Source organism: Cellulomonas sp. plas2 (assembly GCF_057221735.1).
In genome coordinates this window covers 126,545-145,738 of the sequence record NZ_CM170155.1, presented here as the reverse complement: position 1 = coordinate 145,738, position 19,194 = coordinate 126,545, and the positions used below count along the sequence as shown (strand labels likewise).

The 19,194-nt window shown below is 76.7% G+C and carries 14 protein-coding genes; 7 read left to right on the top strand and 7 right to left on the bottom strand.

Annotation, left to right across the window (positions count from 1 at the left end; genetic code table 11):
* Nucleotides 1-361: 361 nt before the first annotated feature.
* Nucleotides 362-1,315, bottom strand: a complete 954-nt coding sequence (gene pheA, locus AC2TDM_RS00635; protein WP_484635489.1) for a prephenate dehydratase — start codon at nucleotides 1,313-1,315, stop codon at nucleotides 362-364.
* Between the two features lie 138 nt (nucleotides 1,316-1,453).
* On the opposite strand from pheA, the gene AC2TDM_RS00630 reads away from it, so the two are divergent.
* Nucleotides 1,454-3,745 (top strand): hypothetical protein, encoded by a 2,292-nt coding sequence (locus AC2TDM_RS00630; protein WP_484635488.1) that lies wholly within the window; start codon nucleotides 1,454-1,456, stop codon nucleotides 3,743-3,745.
* On the opposite strand, the gene AC2TDM_RS00625 is transcribed toward AC2TDM_RS00630, so the two are convergent.
* On the bottom strand, nucleotides 3,654-4,436 hold the full coding sequence (locus AC2TDM_RS00625; RefSeq protein ID WP_373308404.1) for a glycosyltransferase family 2 protein: 783 nt from the start codon (nucleotides 4,434-4,436) through the stop codon (nucleotides 3,654-3,656). The two genes, AC2TDM_RS00630 and AC2TDM_RS00625, sit on opposite strands and share 92 nt — an antisense overlap.
* Nucleotides 4,437-4,453: 17 nt before the next feature.
* Nucleotides 4,454-5,278, bottom strand: a complete 825-nt coding sequence (locus AC2TDM_RS00620; RefSeq protein ID WP_484635487.1) for a DUF5926 family protein — start codon at nucleotides 5,276-5,278, stop codon at nucleotides 4,454-4,456.
* Nucleotides 5,279-5,495: 217 nt separating this feature from the next.
* On the opposite strand from AC2TDM_RS00620, the gene AC2TDM_RS00615 reads away from it, so the two are divergent.
* From AC2TDM_RS00615 to AC2TDM_RS00605, 3 genes are all read left to right on the top strand, one after another.
* Entirely contained in the window at nucleotides 5,496-6,428 is a 933-nt protein-coding gene (locus AC2TDM_RS00615; RefSeq protein ID WP_484635486.1) for a diacylglycerol/lipid kinase family protein, read from the top strand.
* A gap of 80 nt (nucleotides 6,429-6,508) precedes the next feature.
* A complete protein-coding gene (gene pgm, locus AC2TDM_RS00610) occupies nucleotides 6,509-8,188 on the top strand; it encodes a phosphoglucomutase (alpha-D-glucose-1,6-bisphosphate-dependent) (protein WP_484635485.1) in 1,680 nt (559 codons plus the stop codon).
* A 400-nt stretch (nucleotides 8,189-8,588) separates the two neighbouring features.
* A complete protein-coding gene (locus tag AC2TDM_RS00605; RefSeq protein ID WP_484635484.1) occupies nucleotides 8,589-9,197 on the top strand; it encodes a TetR/AcrR family transcriptional regulator in 609 nt (202 codons plus the stop codon).
* Here the strand turns inward: AC2TDM_RS00605 and AC2TDM_RS00600 are convergent.
* Nucleotides 9,194-10,219, bottom strand: a complete 1,026-nt coding sequence (locus AC2TDM_RS00600) for a TerC family protein (RefSeq protein WP_090032225.1) — start codon at nucleotides 10,217-10,219, stop codon at nucleotides 9,194-9,196. The genes AC2TDM_RS00605 and AC2TDM_RS00600 overlap by 4 nt on opposite strands.
* A 240-nt stretch (nucleotides 10,220-10,459) precedes the next feature.
* On the opposite strand from AC2TDM_RS00600, the gene AC2TDM_RS00595 reads away from it, so the two are divergent.
* Complete coding sequence (locus tag AC2TDM_RS00595; protein WP_484635483.1) at nucleotides 10,460-11,671, top strand: MFS transporter; 1,212 nt, start codon at nucleotides 10,460-10,462, stop codon at nucleotides 11,669-11,671.
* A gap of 128 nt (nucleotides 11,672-11,799) precedes the next feature.
* Nucleotides 11,800-13,620 carry a pyruvate dehydrogenase gene (locus AC2TDM_RS00590; protein ID WP_484635482.1) on the top strand — a complete coding sequence of 607 codons (1,821 nt, stop codon included), beginning with the start codon at nucleotides 11,800-11,802 and terminating at the stop codon, nucleotides 13,618-13,620.
* A gap of 11 nt (nucleotides 13,621-13,631) precedes the next feature.
* Here AC2TDM_RS00590 and AC2TDM_RS00585 read toward each other — a convergent pair whose 3' ends face one another.
* Nucleotides 13,632-15,146: a helix-turn-helix domain-containing protein gene (locus AC2TDM_RS00585; protein ID WP_484635481.1), complete on the bottom strand. Its 1,515-nt coding sequence runs from the start codon at nucleotides 15,144-15,146 to the stop codon at nucleotides 13,632-13,634.
* A gap of 95 nt (nucleotides 15,147-15,241) precedes the next feature.
* Here AC2TDM_RS00585 and AC2TDM_RS00580 point away from each other — a divergent pair, with 95 nt between their 5' ends.
* A complete protein-coding gene (locus AC2TDM_RS00580; RefSeq protein ID WP_484635480.1) occupies nucleotides 15,242-17,125 on the top strand; it encodes a phosphoenolpyruvate carboxykinase (GTP) in 1,884 nt (627 codons plus the stop codon).
* A gap of 25 nt (nucleotides 17,126-17,150) precedes the next feature.
* On the opposite strand, the gene AC2TDM_RS00575 is transcribed toward AC2TDM_RS00580, so the two are convergent.
* The gene (locus tag AC2TDM_RS00575; protein WP_484635479.1) at nucleotides 17,151-17,822 is read right to left on the bottom strand and encodes a hypothetical protein; all 672 of its coding nucleotides are present in this window, start codon (nucleotides 17,820-17,822) and stop codon (nucleotides 17,151-17,153) included.
* A complete protein-coding gene (locus tag AC2TDM_RS00570; protein WP_484635478.1) occupies nucleotides 17,819-19,168 on the bottom strand; it encodes a hypothetical protein in 1,350 nt (449 codons plus the stop codon). Before AC2TDM_RS00570 ends, AC2TDM_RS00575 begins: the two co-directional genes overlap by 4 nt.
* Between the last annotated feature and the right edge of the window lie 26 nt (nucleotides 19,169-19,194).

Sequence of the window (19,194 nt, the reverse complement as noted above, 5' to 3'; positions counted from 1 at the left end):
GTCCGTCGGCACCGGTCCGCACCGCCGTGCCGTTGTGGGCCCACCCGGCGCGTTCTGCCCTCAGCGGAGCGGGGGCCCGGCCGGCCGCGGCCTGGCTAGCGTCCGAGGCATGAGCGCCGTCGTCACCGTCCTCCCGCTCCCCCGCCGCGCCGGTCGCCGTCCGCTCGCCCGCACCCGCGTCGCCGCCGGTGACCGGACGACCGTCGCCCCTCGGCCCGCCCCGGACGGCCTGGCCTGGCGGCGGGCCATCGGGCAGCGGCTGCGGGACGCGCGCCGCGACGCCGGGCTCCGCCTGGTCGACGTGGCGGACCGCGCCGGGGTGTCGCCGCAGTACCTCTCGGAGGTGGACGGGCACCAGCGGTCAGGCCCCGGCGCCGCCCGTGCGCACCGCCCGCAGCCAGGCGCGGGCGGCGACGAACTCCGCGTCGGTGGTACCGGCGTGCATCGTCGGGGCGACGGCGTCTGCCCGCGGGTAGGAGCCGAGGAACCGCACGTACGGGCAGCGCCGGTGCAGCCCCATCAGCGCCTCCCCCACGCGCTCCTCGGCGATGTGACCCTCGGCGTCGATGGAGAAGGAGTAACGCCCCAGGGCGTCGCCGATGGGCCGCGACTCGATGCGCGACAGGTTCACCCCGCGCACGGCGAACTGCTCGAGCATGGCCAGCAGCGCCCCGGCCTCGTTGTCGGGCAGGTGCACGACGAGGGTCGTCTTGTCCGCCCCGGTCGGCGGCGGCACGTCCCCGGGGGGCCCGACGACGACGAACCGCGTCATCGCCGACGGGTTGTCCGCCACGTCCTCGGCCAGCGGGACCAGCCCGTACGTGCCCACCGCGGCCGGCGGCACGAGCGCCGCGTCGAACGGCACCGGCCCGTCCCCGGCCGCCAGCATCGCCGCGGGGGCGGTGTTGGAGGTCGCGGGCACGTGCATCGCCCCGGGCAGGTGCGCGGCCAGCCACCGCCGGCACTGCACCCAGGCGTGCGGGTGCGCACTGACCCGCCGCACGTCGGCCAGGTCCGTGCCGGCCGGTGCCACGAGCGTGAACTGGACCGGCACGAGCATCTCCCGCAGCAGGACCAGCGGCTCGCCCGTGGCCAGCGCGTCGAGCGTCGCGGTGACGCCGCCCTCGGCCGTGGACTCGATGGCGACGACCGCGAGGTCGGCCTCCCCGGACCGCACGGCGGCGATGGCCGAGCCCACGTCGGTCTGCGGCAGGTAGACGGCCTCGTCGGGCCCCGCCACCTGGCGCAGCGCGGCCTCCGTGAACGTGCCGGCCGGGCCGAGGTAGGCGTAGCGCGGGGCGTCGGGGGCGGGCATGGCTCCTCCGGGTCGGTCGGGCCTGTCGGACGGACGGGTCGGGCGGCTGTGGAGGGGGCGTGGACGCCGTGTGCGGGTCCCGGCGGGAGGCGCCGCGCCCCGGGGGGACCCTACGCGGCCTGCCCGTAGCCTGGCCGCGTGCTCCCGCGGTCCCTCCCCCGCCCGTCCGTCGCGCTCGCGGCGCTCGCCGGCCTCCTCGTGCTGCTGGTGGCCGGGGCGACGCCCGCCCGCGCCGCCGACGAGCCGCCGGTCCTGCTCGTCGGGGTCACGGGGGTCCGCTGGGACGACGTGACGGCGACGGGCACGCCGGCGCTGCACGCCCTGGCGCAGGACGCGCGCCTGGCCGACGTCGCGGCGCGCAGCGTCTCGTCGAGCGCGTGCCCGGCGGACGGGTGGCTCGGCGTCTCCGCCGGCGCGCGGGCCGCCGACGCCCCGCCGCTGGAGCGCACGGGGCTCGCGCACGTGACCGAGGAGGACCTCGCCGCCGAGGACGAGCAGGGCCTCGTGCGGGACCGCTGCCGCGTCCTCGTCGACATCGGTCCCGACGGCCTGGCGCCCGGCTGGTCGGACTACGCCGCGGCGGTCGTCGACCAGGCCTACGACGCCCGCATCGGGCTGCTGGGGGACACGCTGCGGGAGGCGGGCGTGAGCCCCGCGGGCATCGGCCCGGGGGCGGCCGTGGCGCTGGCGGACGGCGCGGGGCTGCAGGTCGGCACGTGGGAGAGCCGGCGCGCGCCCGCCGGCGGGCTGTCGGAGCAGGTCACCTCGGCGCTGGCGGCCGCCCCGCTCGTCGTCGTCGACGCCGGCGGGGTGCGGGACCGCGAGGGCACCGCCTTCGCCCCGCGGGCCGAGCAGGTCGCGGTCGTCGACAGCACCCTCGCCGCGGTCCTGGCCGGCGCGGAGGGCACGGGGGCGCAGGTGCTCGTCGTGTCCCTCGCGGACTCGGGGCGCGCGGAGCTGCAGCTCGCCGCCGCGACCGGCCCGGCCGGCACCCGCTGGGCGGGTCCCGGCCTGCTCACCACCGGCTCGACGCAGCAGCGCGGCCTCGTGCAGGCCGTGGACGTGGCGCCCACGGTCCTGTCGGCCCTGGGCCTGCCGGCCGACCCCGCCATGTCCGGCTCGACGATGCGCGCGACCGGCGGCCCCGCCACGGCCGGGGCGCGCATCGCGCTGCTCGAGGACGTCGCGGCCGAGGCCGACCAGGTCCGCGAGGTCAGCGGCGGCTTCTCGACCGTGCTGGTGCTGCTGCAGGTGGCGCTGTTCGTCGCCGCGGCGCTCGTGCTCACCCGCCCGCGGGACCGGCAGCACGGCGCGCTGCGCGGGCCGGTGCGGGTCCTGCGCGTGGTCGGACCGTTCCTGGCCGCCTGGCCGGTCGCGTCCTTCCTCACCGGGCTCGTGCCGTGGTGGCGGGCCGGGGCGCCGGTGCTCGGCTTCTGGGCGGCGCTGCTCGGGTGGGCGCTGGTCATCACGGCCGCGGCGCTGCTCGGCCCCTGGCGCCGGTACGTGCTGGGGCCGGCGGCGGTGGTCGCGGCGGTGACGGTCGGGGTGCTCGTCGCGGACGCGTTGACGGGTTCGTGGCTGACGATCGACTCCCCCATGGGGGCCCACCGCATCCTCGCCGCGCGCTTCTACGGCATGAGCAACCAGGGCTTCGCGCTCCTGCTCGCGGGTGGGGTCATGCTGGCCGTCGTCCTGGGCGACGTGCTCGTCCGGGCCGGGCGCCGGCGGGCCGCGCTCGCCGGGGTCGTCGCGCTGGGCCTGCTGCTCGTCGTCGTGGACGGGGCGCCCGGGCTGGGCAGCGACTTCGGCGGGCCGCCGTCCCTGCTCATCTCGTTCGCCTACCTGGCGCTGGTCGTCAGCGGGCGGCCCGTGCGCTGGCGCGTCGTCGCCGCGGTGGTGGCCGTCGGGGCGGCCGTCGTCGGCGGGTTCGCCCTGCTGGACTGGGCACGTCCGGCCGACGAGCGCACCCACCTCGGGCGGTTCGTCGCGACCGTGCTGGACGGCGGGCTGCTGCCCGTCCTGCAGCGCAAGCTCGACGCGAACCTCGGCATCCTCACCACCTGGCGCTACCTCGTGCCCGCGGTCGCCGGCATCGCGCTGCTGTGGGTGCTCGCCCGCACGGCCCGGCGCCAGGCCGCGGAGCTGGCGCGGGAGGCGGCGGACCTCGAGCAGGCCGTGCCGCTCGTGCGCGCGGGCCTCGTCGCCGCGGGGCTGGGCCTGGCCGTCGGCTTCCTCGTCAACGACTCGGGGATCATCATCCCCGCGACCGGCGTCGCCGTGGCGGTGCCGGCCCTCGTGGGTGCCACGGCGGAGCTGCACCTGCCACGAGCGCTGCGGCTCAGTCCTCCGGACCGCGTCCCGTGGCCGGACGCCGGGGCGCCGCGCCGCGCGGCAGCCCCCCCACGGCCGCCCGCAACCGCCGGGCGTTGACCGCCAGCTGCACGTCGCGGTACTGCGCCGCGCGGTGCAGCTGGCCCTTGAGGTCCGTGCCCGACGGGCGGTGCTTGAGCTCGCAGGGGATCTCCTGGATGCGGAAGCCCCGGCGCAGCAGGTCGATCGTCATGCCGACCTCCACGCCCCAGCCGCGCGCCAGGGGCGTCGCCGCCTCGAACGCCTCGCGCGTGAGGCAGCGCATCCCCGACAGCGGCTGCGTCGGCGTCCACCCGGTCAGCGACGCCACCGCCCGACGTGCCGCCTTGACGACGAACCCGCGCCCGCCGGCACCCGGCTGGGGCGGCAGCAGCGCGATCGTGAGGTCCGCCTCCCCCGCGAGCACGGGCCCGACCAGCGGCGCGGTGTTGACGGCCGTGTCGGCCAGGTCGCCGTCGATGAAGAGCAGGTCGCGCGCCGGCCGGTCGGGCATGTCCCGCATGGCGACGACGGCCGCCCCCGTCTCCATGGCCGCGGCCTTGCCGCGGTTGTGCGAGTGCCGCACGACGACCGCCCCCGCCTCCCGGGCGACGTGCTGCGTGCTGTCCACGGACCCGTCGTCGACGACGAGCACGAGGTCCACGTGCGGGATGGCACGGGCGGCCCGCACCGTGGCGGCGATGCGCCGCGACTCGTCCTTGGCGGGGATGATCACCGCCACCCGGCGGAAGGCGCGCTCCACGCGGCTCACCCTAGCGGCGGCCCCTGTCAGCGCAGCGTGACCTGACGGGCGACGAGGCCCGCGCGCGCCCGCCGGGCGTTCGCGTCGAGCGGCCCGGTCTCCGCCAGCGCCGCCTCGAACCGGGGCAGGAACGCCGCGAAGGGCGCCTCGAGCTCCTCCGCCTCCGTCCCGCGCGCGAGCTCCCACACCGGCACGACGAGGCCCGCGGCCCGGAAGTACCCGATGAACTTCGACCCCTCGAAGCCCGACTCGCGCCGGCCGTGCAGGCGGGCGAGCGCGTCGAGGACGACCTGCTCGTCGAGCGGCTGCACCCAGCGCAGGAACTCCTTGGCCCCCATGCGGACCCAGTACGCCGACGGCGCGGCGGCGAGCTTGACCGTGTCGACGATGCCCTTGTCCGCCTCCTCGAGCGCCCCGACGAGCTCGGGCGTGCGCTCGGCGGAGGGGTCGAGCCAGTAGTCGAACGTGTCGGTGACGGTGACCTCGAACGGGACGTCGAGGTCGAGCACGTCCTGCAGCCGCGGCCCCGGCCCGACGAGCGAGCCGCCCTCGACCGCGGTCCCCGGCTCGACCTCGAGCGCCTCGAGCAGGGCCGCCGCGGCGTCGCGGCTGGCGTCGCCGGAGCCGGCGCCCAGCGTCTGCAGGGCGAGCAGCACGGCGCCGTCGGCGCGGTGCAGCGAGCGCCAGCCCTCGGGCAGCACGGTGGTGACGAGCACGTCGCGCGACCCGTGCTCGGCGGTGGTCCGCGCGGTCCCCGTGCCGGCCGGGACGAGCTCCTTGAGGGCGACCCAGTCGGTCTCGGACGGCAGACCCTCGAACGGGCGCAGGACGAAGTCGGTGTGTGCAGGCACGCGCCCGAGGCTAGCCGGTCAGGAGCGGGTCACCGGCCTGTCACCGGCCGGTCACCCGTGCGGGCTCGCCCGCACGCACGGCGCCCGCACAGCCCGCCCGTGGAGGATGCTCGGGTCCGGACGGCAGGATCGGCGTCGCCGGGCACGCCCCCGCCGGCCACGGCGGGGGCGCACGCCCGGACCACGTGCAGCAGCAGGTCGAGCAGGAGGACGGACGATGGACGGGCCGGGGCCCGCACGACCGCGCGAGGCGGTGCTGGTCGTCAACGTGCGCTCGCGCCGCGGCGCCGCCCTGCACGGCCGGGTGCGGCGGATGCTCGAGGAGCGCGGGGTCGTCGTCACCGCGGAGCACCTCGTCGACGACCCGGCCGCGCAGATGCCGGTGCTGCTGCCGCAGGTGCTGGCCGCGCGGCCGCCGCTGCTCGTCGTCGGCAGCGGGGACGGGACGGTCGCCGGGGTGGTCGACCACCTCGCGCACACGTCGACCGTGCTGGGCTACCTGCCCCTGGGCACGACGAACAACTTCGGCCGCAGCCTGGGCCTGCCGCTCCGGCTGGCCGACGCCGTGGACGTGGTGGCCCGCGGTCGCGTCGCGTCGGTCGATCTCGGGCAGGTCAACGGCGACTGGTTCGCCAACCTCGCGAGCATGGGGGTGTCGGCGGCGGTCGCCGGCCGGACCCCGCACGCCCTCAAGCGCCGCATCGGCCGGGCCGCCTACGCCGTGACGGCCGCCCGCGCGCTGACCACCCACCGCGCGTTCGAGGCCGAGATCCGCACGGAGGACCGGGTCTGGACCGTGCGCACCCACCAGCTCAACATCGCCAACGGCCGCGTCCACGCGGGCACGCCCATCGCGCGCGACGCCGGCGTCGACGACCGCCTCCTCGTCGCCTACGCCCTGGGCGGGTCGCGCCGGTTCTCGGTGGCCACCGCGGCCGCCCGGCAGGCGCTCACCCCCTGGCAGCCGCTGGAGCGCAAGGGCTACCTGACGGGCACCCGATTCGAGATCACGACGGACCGCCCCCTGGCCCTCGACGTCGACGGCGAGGTCACGGGTAGCACGCCGGCCACCGTGACGGTCACGGGCGACGCCATGCGCGTCATGGTCCCGCAGACCTTCGTGCCGCGGGACCCGACGACCCCCCGCTGACCCCGCACCGGGAAGGGGCTCGAGACCAGGTGGTGATCGGGCGGGTGCGCCGCCGTGCACCCGTGGGCCAGGATCGGGGCATGGACCCGCGCGCCGGCACCCCCGCCCAACCGTCCGACCTCATCGACGTCGACGCCCTCGTCGGCGCGTACTACGACACCGAGCCCGACCTCGACGACCCCGGGCAGCGGGTCGTGTTCGGCACCTCCGGGCACCGCGGGTCGGCCTTCGACGGCGCCTTCAACGAGGCGCACATCGCGGCCACGACGCAGGCGATCGTCGAGTACCGGCGCGCGCAGGGCACCGACGGCCCGCTCTTCATCGGGCGCGACACGCACGGGCTCTCGGAGCCGGCCTTCCGCACGGCGCTGGAGGTCCTGGCGGCGCACGAGGTCGAGGTGCACGTCGACGCGCGCGACTCCTGGACGCCGACCCCGGCCGTCTCGCACGCGATCCTGCGGCACAACGGGGCCGGCACCTCCGCCGGCGTCCGCACGCAGGGACCGGGCCTGGCCGACGGCATCGTCGTGACCCCGTCCCACAACCCCCCGCGGGACGGCGGCTTCAAGTACAACCCGCCGGACGGCGGCCCCGCGGGCTCCGAGGCCACGGGCTGGATCGCCGACCGTGCCAACGCGATCCTGCGCGAGGGCTGGAAGGGCGTCCGCCGGGTCCCGGTGGAGCAGGCGCTGGCCGCATCGACGACGCGCAAGCACGACTACCTCACCGCCTACGTCGACGACCTGGCGAACGTGCTGGACCTCGAGGCCGTCCGCTCCGCGGGGGTCCGCATCGGGGCGGACCCGCTCGGCGGCGCGTCGGTGGAGTACTGGGGCGCCATCGGCGAGCGCTACGGGCTGGACCTCACGGTGGTGAACCCGGAGGTCGACCCGCGGTGGTCGTTCATGACGCTCGACTGGGACGCCAAGATCCGCATGGACTGCTCGTCGCCGTACGCGATGGCCTCGCTCGTCGAGCGGATGACGGGCGGCGGCGGCGCCGCGCCCTACGACATCGCCACCGGCAACGACGCGGACTCCGACCGCCACGGCATCGTCACGGCCGACGGGCTCATGAACCCGAACCACTACCTCGCCGTGGCGATCTCCTACCTGTTCGGCGGCGCGCGCCCGGGCTGGGGCCAGGGGACGGCGGTGGGCAAGACGCTCGTGTCGTCGGGGCTGATCGACCGCGTCGTCGCCTCGCTGGGGCGGCGGCTGGTGGAGGTGCCGGTCGGGTTCAAGTGGTTCGTGCCGGGCCTCGTCGACGGGTCCGTCGGCTTCGGCGGCGAGGAGTCGGCGGGCGCCTCGTTCCTGCGCACGGACGGCACCGTCTGGACGACGGACAAGGACGGCATCCTCCTGGCGCTGCTGGCCTCGGAGATCACGGCGAGGACCGGCCGGACGCCGTCGCAGCTGCACGCGGACCTCGTCGAGCAGCACGGGCGGTCCTGGTACGCCCGGGTCGACGCGGCGGCCACGCGCGAGGAGAAGAAGACCCTCGCCGCCCTCTCGCCCGAGCAGGTCACCGCCACCACGCTCGCCGGCCAGGACATCACCGCACGCCTGACGAGGGCGCCGGGCAACGACGCGGCGATCGGCGGCCTCAAGGTCACGACCGCGGACGCGTGGTTCGCGGCGCGCCCGTCCGGCACGGAGGACGTCTACAAGATCTACGCCGAGAGCTTCGTCAGCGAGGAGCACCTGGGCGAGGTGCAGGCCGCCGCGAAGCAGGTCGTCTCGGACGCACTGCAGGGCTGAGCGCCCGCGGCGGGCGTCGTCGCCACGTCGGACCTGCAGGTCACCCCCGCAGGAGACCGACCCCCAGCGTGACGACGCCCGCCGCCAGCACCACCGCGCCGACGGGCACGAGCACGAACACGCGGCGCGGCGTGGTGCGGCCCCGCCCGGCCGCGCCCAGGAAGAACCCACTCCGTGGCGGCCTCCCGCCCCAGCAGCAGGCGCAGCAGCGACACACCGCCGGCCTCCACCGCCACCACCGTCAGCAGGACGACGCCCGCCGTCACCCGCGCGTCGTCGGACAGCTCCAGCACCGCGACCACCGCCCTCGCGCCCCGTCCGGCCGCCCCACCCGCGACGAATCAGAACACTGTTACAGAACAGCGTTCCACAACGCGGCGACGCTGGCTAGGCTCCTGCCGTGCCCCGGCCCCGGACCCACGACGACGCCCTGCGCGCCCGCCTGCTGGCCGAGGCGACCCGCGTGGTGTCCGAGCGCGGCGCCGTCGCGCTCACCGTCCGGGACGTCGCCACCCGGGCCGGCACCTCCGCCTCGGCGGTGTACGCCCTCTTCGGCAGCCGGGAGGAGCTGCTGCGCGCCGCTTCCCGCGCGGCGCAGGCCGCGTTCACCGAGCGGCTGACGCAGGTGCCGGTGACGGGTGACGCCATGGCCGACCTCCTCGCCCTGGCGACGGCGTACCGGGACCACGCGCTGGCGTCCCCGCACGGCTACCGGGTGGTCGTCGAGGCCCCCCTCCCGCCCGGTGCGCGGCCCGAGCCGACGACGACCGCGGCGTTCTCGCTCCTGCGCGCCGCGGTCGCCCGGGTGCTGCCCGCGGTGCCCGACGACGCCGCGGCGCGTCTGGCGCTCGACCTGTGGTCGCTCGTGCACGGCGCCGTCGCGCTGGAGCTGGCTGGGCTGCTCCCCGGCGACGACGAGGAGCGGGCGGCCCGCTACGTCGCCCTGCTGCGCACGGCCGGCCCGGCCCTCGTCGGGGCCGCGGTCGGCCGGGCGCCCGGCGCCGGCTAGACGCGCGAGGGGACGCGGCGGCGACGGAAGGCGGGCTCGACCTCGGCGTCCTCCTCGGCGGTGGCGACGCGGAAGGGCGGGTCCTCCGGGGCCGGCAGGCCCGTGCGCTCCTGGCCGCGGGTGCGCCAGAGGCTGGCGGCGACGGCACCGCCGATGAGGAGGGCGATGACGGTGAGGGAGACGGCCGTCGGGATCTTGTAGACGTCCACCTGGAGGGCCATCTTCACGCCGACCCAGACCAGCACGAGGGCCAGGCCGAGCTTGAGGTACACGAAGCGGTGCATGAGGTCGGCGAGCAGGAAGTACATCGCCCGCAGGCCGAGCAGCGCGAACGCGTTGGCGGTGAAGACCAGGAACGGCTCGGAGGTGACGGCGAAGATCGCGGGGATCGAGTCGACGGCGAAGATCACGTCCGTGACCTCGACGAGGACGAGCACGAGCAGCAGGGGCGTGGCGAGCAGCGCCCCGTGCCGGCGGACGAGGAACCGCTGGCCGTGGAAGGTGTCGGTCATCGGCACCGCGCGTCGGAACCAGCGGACGACCCGCGACCGCGACGGGTCGATGTGCGCGTCCCGGGTCCGGATCATCTGGACGCCGGTCCAGAGCAGGAACGCGGCGAACACGTAGAGGATCGCGGAGAACGCGTCGATCGCGGCGGCGCCGGCGGCGATGAAGGCCCCGCGGAGCACCAGCGCCCCGAGGACGCCGAGGAACAGCACCCGGTGCTGCAGCTCCCGCGGCACGGCGAAGTACGTGAAGATGATCGCCCAGACGAAGACGTTGTCGACGGCGAGCGACTTCTCGATGAGGTAGCCGGCGAAGTACTGCTGCCCGAGCTCCGAGCCGTACACCTGCCAGATGCCGACGCCGAAGCCGACGCCGATCGCGACCCAGACGGCGGACCAGGCCGCCGCCTCCCGGACACCGATGACGTGCGCACGCCGGTGCGCGAACAGGTCGACGGCCAGCATCGCGAGGATGAGGCCGATGACGGCGGACCACAGCCACAGGGGGACGTCCACGGGGCACCTCTCGGTCGGTCGACCGAAGGTCTCCCCCGACCGCGGGCGGTCCTGCTGCGGACTGCGCCCGTCCGGTCCACCGCGCCGGGCCCCGATCGCGGGACCGTCGTGACGACGAGGTGTCGAGGGGTACTCCCCTTCACGAACACGCACAGGATGCGGTCGTCGCGGCCCGTCGTCAACCCCTCCGCGGTCGGTCTGGGGGACGGGCCGGTCGCCGCCAGGCCGGCGGCTGGGAGGATGTCCCCCGTGCTGCAGCCCTACCGCGACGTCCTGGCCCGCCCCGGCGCCCCCGCCTTCGTCACGGCGGGGACCCTGGCGCGGCTGCCGATGTCGACGGTGGGCATCGGCATCGTCCTGGCCGTCTCGCAGCTGACGGGCTCCTACGCGCTGGCGGGCCGGGTCTCGGGCGTGTTCGTCGCCCTGCAGGCCCTCTGCGCGCCGCAGCTCGCGCGGCTGGTCGACCGCCACGGGCAGGGCCGGGTCATGCGGCCGGCGATGCTGCTGTCGGCGCTCGGGCTCGTCGCCGTCGGCGTGGGCGCGGTCGCCGGCTGGGCCGAGGTCTGGCTCTACCTCGCGGCGGCCGTGGGCGGTGCCGCGATCGGCTCCTTCTCCTCGCTGTCGCGTGCGCGGTGGAGCGCCCTCCTGCGGCGCGACCCGACCCGCCTGCACTCCGCGTACGCGCTGGAGTCCGTGCTCGACGAGGTCGTCTTCGTCGTCGGGCCCGTGCTCGCGACCTTCCTGGCCACCGCGGTGCACCCCACGGCCGGCCTCGTCGTCGGGACGGTGTCGCTGCTCGTCGGCGGGTGGGCCTTCCTGCAGCAGCGGTCCACCGAGCCGGCGCCCGCCCCGCGCGGGCACGACGAGGCGCGCCGTCGGACGGTGCTGCGCACCCCGGCGATGGCCGTCGTGACGGCGGTCTTCGTCGCCATGGGCGCGATCTTCGGGGCGGTGGACGTCGCCGCGGTGGCCTTCGCGGAGGAGGCGGGCACCCCCTGGGCGGCGGGCGTGGTGCTCGCGCTGTTCGCGGTCGGGTCGCTGCTGGCCGGGCTCGTGTACGGCACGCGGCACTGGACGCGGCCGGTGGGGCAGAGGTTCGCCACCGGCATGGTGGCCCTCGGGCTGGCGGTGTGCCTCTTCGCGCTGGTCGGGTCGCTGCCGGTGCTGGGCGTGGTGCTGTTCGTCGCCGGCCTGGCGATCGCCCCCACGCTCATCAACGGCAACACCCTGGTCCAGGCCGCCGTCCCGCCGGAGCAGCTCACCGAGGGGCTGTCGTGGATCGGCACCGCCCTGGGCGCCGGCGTGGCACTCGGGTCGGCGCTGGCCGGTGCGCGGATCGACGCGGCCGGTGCGCACGCGGGCTTCCACGTCGTCGTCGCCGCCGGGGTGCTGTCCGTGCTCGCGGCGGTGGCGGCCGGGCCGGTGCTGCGTCGCGCGGCGCTCGTCGGCTGAACCGACGGCCCCGCGCCTCGGCCGGCACCCCCGCGCAGGTGCGCGCGGAGCACCCCGGGACGACGATGGCGCCACGCCCGCGCGGCGGTCCGCCGTGCGCAGCACGCCCACCGGACCGGAGGTCCACCGTGCCCCGTCGCCGCACCACCGTCGCGGACCAGCTCGTCGCCCAGCTCCTCGCCGCGGGCGCGCGGCACGTCTACGGGATCGTCGGCGACAGCCTCAACCCGGTGGTCGACGCGATCCGCCGGGCGCGGGAGGACGGCGCCGACATCGCGTGGGTGCACGTGCGGCACGAGGAGGCGGCCGCCTTCGCCGCCGCGGCCGAGGCGGAGATCACCGGCACCCTCGCCGTGTGCGCCGGCTCCTGCGGGCCCGGCAACCTGCACCTCATCAACGGCCTGTACGACGCCAACCGGTCCGGGGTGCCGGTCCTGGCCATCGCCTCGCACATCCCCAGCGCGCAGATCGGCACGGGCTTCTTCCAGGAGACGCACCCCGACCGGCTCTTCAGGGAGTGCTCGGTCTACTCCGAGATGATCTCCTCGGCCGCGCAGGCGCCGCGCGTCATCCGCTCGGCGATCCACCAGGCCTACGGCGCCCCGGGCGTCGCGGTGCTGACGCTGCCCGGGGACGTCGCCGACCTCGACGCGCCGCCCGCTGCGCCGGACGTGCTCACCCGGCCCGCGGCGCCGCGCGTCGTCCCGGACGCCACCGCGGTGGCCGGGCTGGCGGCCGCGATCGACGCCGCCGACAAGGTGACGATCTTCGCGGGCGCCGGTGTGCGCGGGGCCCGCGAGGACGTCGTGGCCCTGGCGGCGCGCCTGAACGCCCCGGTCGGGCACAGCCTGCGGGGCAAGGAGTTCGTCCAGGTCGACAACCCGTACGACGTGGGGATGTCGGGGCTGCTCGGGTACGGCGCGTGCCAGGAGGCCATGGAGGGCGCCGACCTGCTGCTCCTGCTCGGCTGCGACTTCCCCTACGACCAGTTCCTGCCCGCGGGGGTCCGCACGGCGCAGGTGGACGTCGAGGCCACGCACCTCGGCCGCCGCACCCGCAACGACCTCGCGGTCGTCGGGGACGTCGGGGAGACCGTGCGCGCGCTCCTCGGCCTGGTGCGGCCCAAGCGCAGCCACCGGTTCCTCGACCGGATGCGCGCGAGGCACGCCAAGCTCATGGGTGGCGTCGGCGCGTACACGAAGGACGTGGAGCACCTCGAGCCGATCCACCCCGAGTACGCGGCCGTGCTGCTCGACGAGGAGGCGCCCGACGACGCCGTCTTCACCGTCGACACGGGCATGTGCAACGTCTGGGCGGCGCGGTACCTGACGCCCACGCACCACCGCCGGATGATCGGGTCCTTCTGGCACGGGTCGATGGCCAACGCCCTGCCGCACGCCATCGGAGCGGCGCTGGCCGGGCGGGCACCGCTGGGGAAGGGCGACGCCGGGACCGACGGGCTCACCGTCCGCGGCGCGGCGGCCTCGGGGCGCAAGGTCGTCGCCGTGGCGGGCGACGGCGGGCTGTCGATGCTGCTCGGCGAGCTCATCACGCTGCAGCAGCTGCAGCTCGACGTGACCGTGGTGCTGTTCGACAACGCGACGCTGGGCATGGTGCGGCTCGAGATGCTGGTCGACGGGTTCCCGTCCTACGGGACGGACTCCGTCGCGGTCGACTACGCCGCGGTCGCCCGGGCGGTCGGGCTGCACGCGGTCCGCGTCGAGCACCCCGGCGACGTGCGGGCCGCCCTGCGCGAGGCGATCGCGCACGAGGGGCCGTCGCTCGTCGACCTCGTCACCGACCCGCGGGCGCTCTCCCTGCCCCCGAAGCTCACCCGCCAGCAGGTCACCGGCTTCACGGCCGCCATGAGCAAGGAGGTCCTCGGCGGCGGGGTCGGGGAGGTCATGGCCATGGCCCGCTCGAACCTGCGCAACGTCCCGCTGCCCTGACAGCGGCCCGATCAGCGCGTTCCGGGGGCTCCCGCCGCCGGGGCGTGCCGCTCGAGGAAGGCGTAGACCTCGCGCGAGTCGACGCCGGGGAAGTCGCCGGCCGGCAGCGGGGAGAAGATCTGCTGGTGGACGCGGGCGCTCGGCCACGAGGCGTCGGCCCACCGGGCCGCGGCGACGGGGGACGGCCGTCGGCAGCACGCCTCGTCCGGGCAGGTGGACGTGCGCCGCACGGTCGTGTCGCGGCCGCGGAACCACTTGGCGGACGCGAACGGCACGCCGATGGCCAGGCCCGTGTGGCCCCCCGTACCCGAGCCCGTCTGCGTCGAGCACCAGAAGGTGCCCGCCGGCGTGTCGGTGTACTGGTAGGACTCCGACGACCGGTCGCGACGGGCCAGGGCCTGCCGAACCCCCCACTGCCGGCAGACGATCTGCCCCTCGATCGCACCCGTGACGTCGGTCGGCAGGGGCAGGCCGTCGTTGGCGTAGGCCCGGTGCAGGGCGCCGTCGCCGCCCACCCGCACGAAGTGCACGCGGATGTCGAGGTGGTGCGTCGCGAGGCTCGTGAAGCGCTGGGCGGCCGCCTCGTGCGTCACGCCGAAGGCGTCCCGCAGGTCCTCGATGGCGAGGTCCTTCGCCTTCTTGGCAGCCCCCAGCGCCTCCACGGCGGCGGACTCGGGGAGCAGGCACGCGGAGGCGAAGTAGGTGATCTCGACGCGCTGGCGGAGGAAGTCGTCGTAGGAGGTCGGTCGCTCGTGGCCCAGGACGCGGTGCGCGATGGCCTGCAGCGCGAGCGAGCGCAGGCCGTGCCCACCCGGGGAGGACGCCGGCGGCAGGTAGATCCGCCCGTTCGCCAGGTCCGTCACCGTGCGGGTGCTCGACGGCAGGTCGTCGACGTGGACGATGCGGAAGCCGAGGTCCTCCGCCATGCGGGACACCGCCCGGTGCGTCAGCGCGCCGGAGCTGTACCCGGCCCGCCGGGCCATCGTCTCGGCGAGGCGCTCGATGTCGGGGAGGTAGTTGTCCCGGGCCTGCCGCTCGAGCCGGATCTGGGTGTTGGCCCGGCGCGCCTCCTCCGGCGTCGCCACGGCCTCCAGGTCGCGCCGCGCCAGCTCCGCGTGCAGGCCGACGAGCTGCTCGAGCACCGGCAGCGGCAGCGTCCGGCCGGGCCGGACCGCCGGCAGGGACAGGCGCTCGAAGCCGGGGGACCGCTGCGCGCGGTCGAGGGCGATCTCCAGTGCCGCGCGCCGGGAGGGCGGCTCGGCGTCGAGGAGGTCGGGCAGGCCCACCTCGAGGGCCTCGGCGAGGCGTCGCAGCAGGGGCAGCCGCGGCTCGCGCCGCCCGTTCTCGACGAGGGAGAGCAGGCTGCCCGTGACCCCGACCCGGCTGCCCAGCGCGTCGAGGGTGAGCCCGCGGGCGGTCCGCAGGTGCCGCAGCCGACGCCCGAGGGTCAGGGCGTCCGCCCCCGGCGCGTCGGCGTCCGCCGCCACCCGCCCGCCGCGATCTGACCCGCTGTCAAGAATCGCCATGCTCAACACCTCGTCCCCGTCGTCGCGGCGTTCTGCGTGACGAAGCATAGAGGCCGACGTCGGGCCGTCCGGGCCCGCAGGAGGAGGTCACCGACATGACGATGCTCGTCGGACGTGCCCCGGCACCGCTCACCACCCTCGAGGACCTGGCCGCCGTCGCCGCGACGGGCGACGTGCGCGCCTGGGTCGACGCCGTCGCCCGCCTCACGGAGCCGGACGCGGTCGTGTGGTGCGACGGCTCCGAGCGGGAGCGGCAGCGGCTCGTCGCCGGCATGGTCGCCACGGGGACCCTGCTGCCGCTCGACCCGGAGCTCCGCCCGGGCAGCTACCTGGCCCGCTCCGACCCCGACGACGTGGCGCGCGTGGAGTCCCGGACCTTCATCTGCCCCTCGGACGCCGCCGACGCGGGGCCGACGAACAACTGGCGCGACCCGGCCGAGATGCGCCGCGAGCTCCGCGCCGTCTTCGCGGGCTGCATGCGCGGCCGGACGATGTACGTCGTCCCGTTCTCGATGGGCCCGGTCGGCGGACCCCTGTCGGCCCTCGGCGTGCAGCTCACCGACTCGCCCTACGCCGTGGTGAGCATGGGCGTCATGGCGCGGGTCGGGTCCGACGTCCTCGCCCTCGTGGAGGCCGGCGAGCCCTTCGTCCCGGCGGTGCACTCCGTCGGCGCGCCGCTCGTCGACGCGGACGGGACGCGCCGGGCCGACGTGCCGTGGCCGTGCAACCGTCTGAAGTACGTCGTCCACTTCCCGGAGGAGCGGGAGATCTGGTCGTTCGGCTCGGGGTACGGCGGCAACGCGCTCCTGGGCAAGAAGTGCTTCGCGCTGCGCATCGCCTCCGTGATCGGGCGCGACGAGGGCTGGCTCGCCGAGCACATGCTCCTCGTCCGGCTGATCTCGCCCGAGGGGCGGCGCTACCACGTCGCGGCGGCGTTCCCGTCCGCCTGCGGCAAGACGAACCTGGCGATGCTGAGCCCGTCGCTGCCCGGCTGGCGCGTGGAGACGCTCGGCGACGACATCGCGTGGCTGCGTCCGGGCGCCGACGGCACGCTGCGGGCCATCAACCCCGAGACCGGGTTCTTCGGCGTCGCCCCGGGCACGGGCGCGGCGACGAACCCGGCGGCGGTCGAGACCGTCGCCCGGGACACGATCTTCACCAACGTCGCGCTCACCCCCGACGGCGACGTGTGGTGGGAGGGCCTGACGCCCGAGCCGCCCGCGCACCTGACCGACTGGACCGGGCGCCCGTGGACCCCCGCCGACGGCGCGGCCGGACGCCCGGCGGCGCACCCCAACTCGCGCTTCACCGTCCGTGCCGACCGGTGCCCCACCATCGCGGACGACTGGGACGACCCCGCGGGCGTGCCGCTCGACGCGATCGTGTTCGGCGGGCGCCGGGCCGCGGACGTGCCGCTGGTCCTGCAGGCGGAGGACTGGGAGCACGCGGTGTTCCTCGGGGCGACGATCTCCTCGGAGCGCACCGCGGCCGCGGAGGGCACCCTCGGCGAGGTGCGGCGCGACCCGTTCGCGATGATGCCCTTCTGCGGGTACGACATGGCGCGGCACTGGGAGCACTGGCTGCGGGTGGGCCAAGGGATCGCCGAGGACCGCCGGCCCCTGGTCTTCGGCGTCAACTGGTTCCGCCGCGACGCCGACGGCCGGTTCCTGTGGCCGGGGTTCGGCGAGAACATCCGGGTGCTGGCCTGGGTCGCGGAGCAGGTCGACCGGGCGCGCGGGCGGCGGGACGACGTCGCGGCGGTCCGCAGCCCGCTCGGGCTCCTGCCGGCGCCCGGCGCCCTGGACATCGACGGTCTCGACCCGACTCCCGGCGACCTCGACGCGCTGCTCACCGTCGACCGCGACGCGTGGACGGCCGAGGCCGACCGCATCGAGGCCTTCTTCGACGGCTTCGGGGACCGGGTGCCGGCCGCGCTGCGCCGACGGCTGACCCACCTGCGGACCGAGCTGGGCGGCTGACGGGCGAGGCGCCGTCGTCGTCGCGTCAGGCTGCTGGGCGGTCACGGTCGTGCAGCAGGTGCACCGCGCCGACGACGGCGTCGACCAGCCCCGTGAGCGGCTCGAGGAGCTCGACGTGCTCCGACGCGACGGCGAGGTGGTGGACGGCCGCCCCGCCGCGCGAGGCGGGCACGTCGAGCCACGCGTCCCACACGACGTGCTGCGAGCCGTCCGGACGGTCGAGGACGCGCCGCCGCCGCAGCACGGGCCCCAGGGACCCCGTCCCGCGGACGAGCGTCCGGTCGCCGGCGCCCGCCGCGGTCCGGGCGGCGCCACCCACGGCAGCCGCCACCGCATCGAGCCCGCGCCCACCGCCCGGCAGCGGCAGCACGGACGCCGTCAGCGAGGCGGTGACCACGGCCAGGGGGTGGTCCCCGGACCGGTCGGCGCGGCGGTCGTCGCGCGACGCCCCGGCGGGCTGCGGCACGGGCAGGGCGTACAGCGCCAGCAGCCACGCCCCCGCGTCGGCCGCCCGCCGCGCCGACGCCGTCAGGTCCCGCGTCAGCTCGCGCCGCAGGTGCGCGCGCCCGTCGGCGACCCCGAGACGCCGCCGGACCACCGCGCGCACCGCCCGCTCCCGGCCGGCGAGGTCCCGGAGGGGCACCGAGGTCCAGTGGTCCGGCAGCACGACGACGACCCCGCTGCCGACCGCCGTCACGACGCGCTCCGGGCCACGCGCCGCCCGGGACCGATCAGCTCCCGCCGCAGCTCGCCGACCTCCCCGACGAGGCTCGTCGCGTCGTACGCCCGCATCCCGGTCCAGGCGAGCGTCCCCGCGGCCGCCGTCTCCCGCGGGACGTCGTCGAGCGGAACCGCCCCGAGCACGGGCCGCCCGGCGACCGTGCTCGCCAGGCCGCGGACGGCCTGCCACTCGTCGGCGTTGGCGAACAACCGGAGCAGGCGCTGGTGCGGCGCGCGCGCGGCGCCCAGCACGGACGCGCCGACCGTGCCCAGCGCGTCCCCGACCGGCATCCGGCGGACCTGCGCCGCGACGTCCCGCACCCGCGAGACGCCGTCGCCGAGGTCCGCACGGAGGGCGCGGAAGAGCACCAACGAGGTCATGGAGGCACGGGCCTCCCGGCCGACGACCGTACCGAAGCGCACGCCTCCGCCGGCAGCCGCCAGCACACCGACGCCGATGGCGCGGCTCAGGCCGCCCGACACCACGCCGAGGAGGTCGCCGGCGACCGTCCACCAGGTGGTCTCGTCGTCGCCCTGCAGCTTCCGGCACAGGTCGCGCACGAGAGCCACGACGGCCGCGACGGTCGCGAGCACGATCAGCACCTGCCCGAGCACCGGCACCCACCCGAGCAGGAACGCGCCGATCGAGAGCACCGGCGCGATGGTGTCGAGGCGCTCCAGCAGCCACCGACCCGCTGCCACCACGCCGTCCCAGGCCGTCCCGGCGGCGGTCGCCACGCCGGTCCCCACGCCGGTCCCCACGGCGTGGACCACCGCCCCCAGGACGGCTCCCACCGAGGCCGCCAGCCCTCCCAGGGCGGACCACGGCAGCGGACCGTTCGCGTCGAGCACCCGCGCGGCCGCCAGGGCGGACGCGTCGCGGGCGGCCTCTACCGCCGCCACCGAGGCCCGCGCCGCCGCGAGGTCGTCCTCCGCGGCGGCCATCGCCCCCGCCGCGGCCGCCCCGTCGGCGGCCAGCGCCGCGACGCGGACCGGGTCGACCTCGCGGACCTGCTGCGCGACGACGTCGTCAGCCGCGGCAGCCGCACGGTCCCGCACCCGCTCCGCCGCGCGGGCGTGCTCGAGGGCCGTGCGGGCGCGAGCCTGCGCCTCCTCGAGGTCGGCGGCGTAGGTGCCGAGCGCGCGCGACGCGGCCGCCGCCCGGTCGGCGACCCGGTCGAGGTCGATGGCCGTCCCGCCGGCACGGGAGGCCAGGGCGGCGGCGGCCAGGGACTGCCCGGCGACCACCGAGCCCCGCACGCGGGAAGCGGCGTCGAGCAGGGCACCCGCCGCGAGGGCGAGCTCGGCCGCGGCAGCGCTCACGCGGTCCGGTCTCCCGGGGACGGGGT

What these genes read in the sequence shown, in the direction of transcription:
- pgm (WP_484635485.1), top strand. Translation starts at nt 6,509, where the DNA reads ATGGACCCGCGCGCCGGCACCCCCGCCCAACCGTCCGACCTCATCGAC.
- AC2TDM_RS00585 (WP_484635481.1), bottom strand. Translation starts at nt 15,146, where the DNA reads ATGGCGATTCTTGACAGCGGGTCAGATCGCGGCGGGCGGGTGGCGGCG.
- AC2TDM_RS00580 (WP_484635480.1), top strand. Translation starts at nt 15,242, where the DNA reads ATGACGATGCTCGTCGGACGTGCCCCGGCACCGCTCACCACCCTCGAG.
- pheA (WP_484635489.1), bottom strand. Translation starts at nt 1,315, where the DNA reads ATGCCCGCCCCCGACGCCCCGCGCTACGCCTACCTCGGCCCGGCCGGC.
- AC2TDM_RS00615 (WP_484635486.1), top strand. Translation starts at nt 5,496, where the DNA reads ATGGACGGGCCGGGGCCCGCACGACCGCGCGAGGCGGTGCTGGTCGTC.
- AC2TDM_RS00595 (WP_484635483.1), top strand. Translation starts at nt 10,460, where the DNA reads ATGTCCCCCGTGCTGCAGCCCTACCGCGACGTCCTGGCCCGCCCCGGC.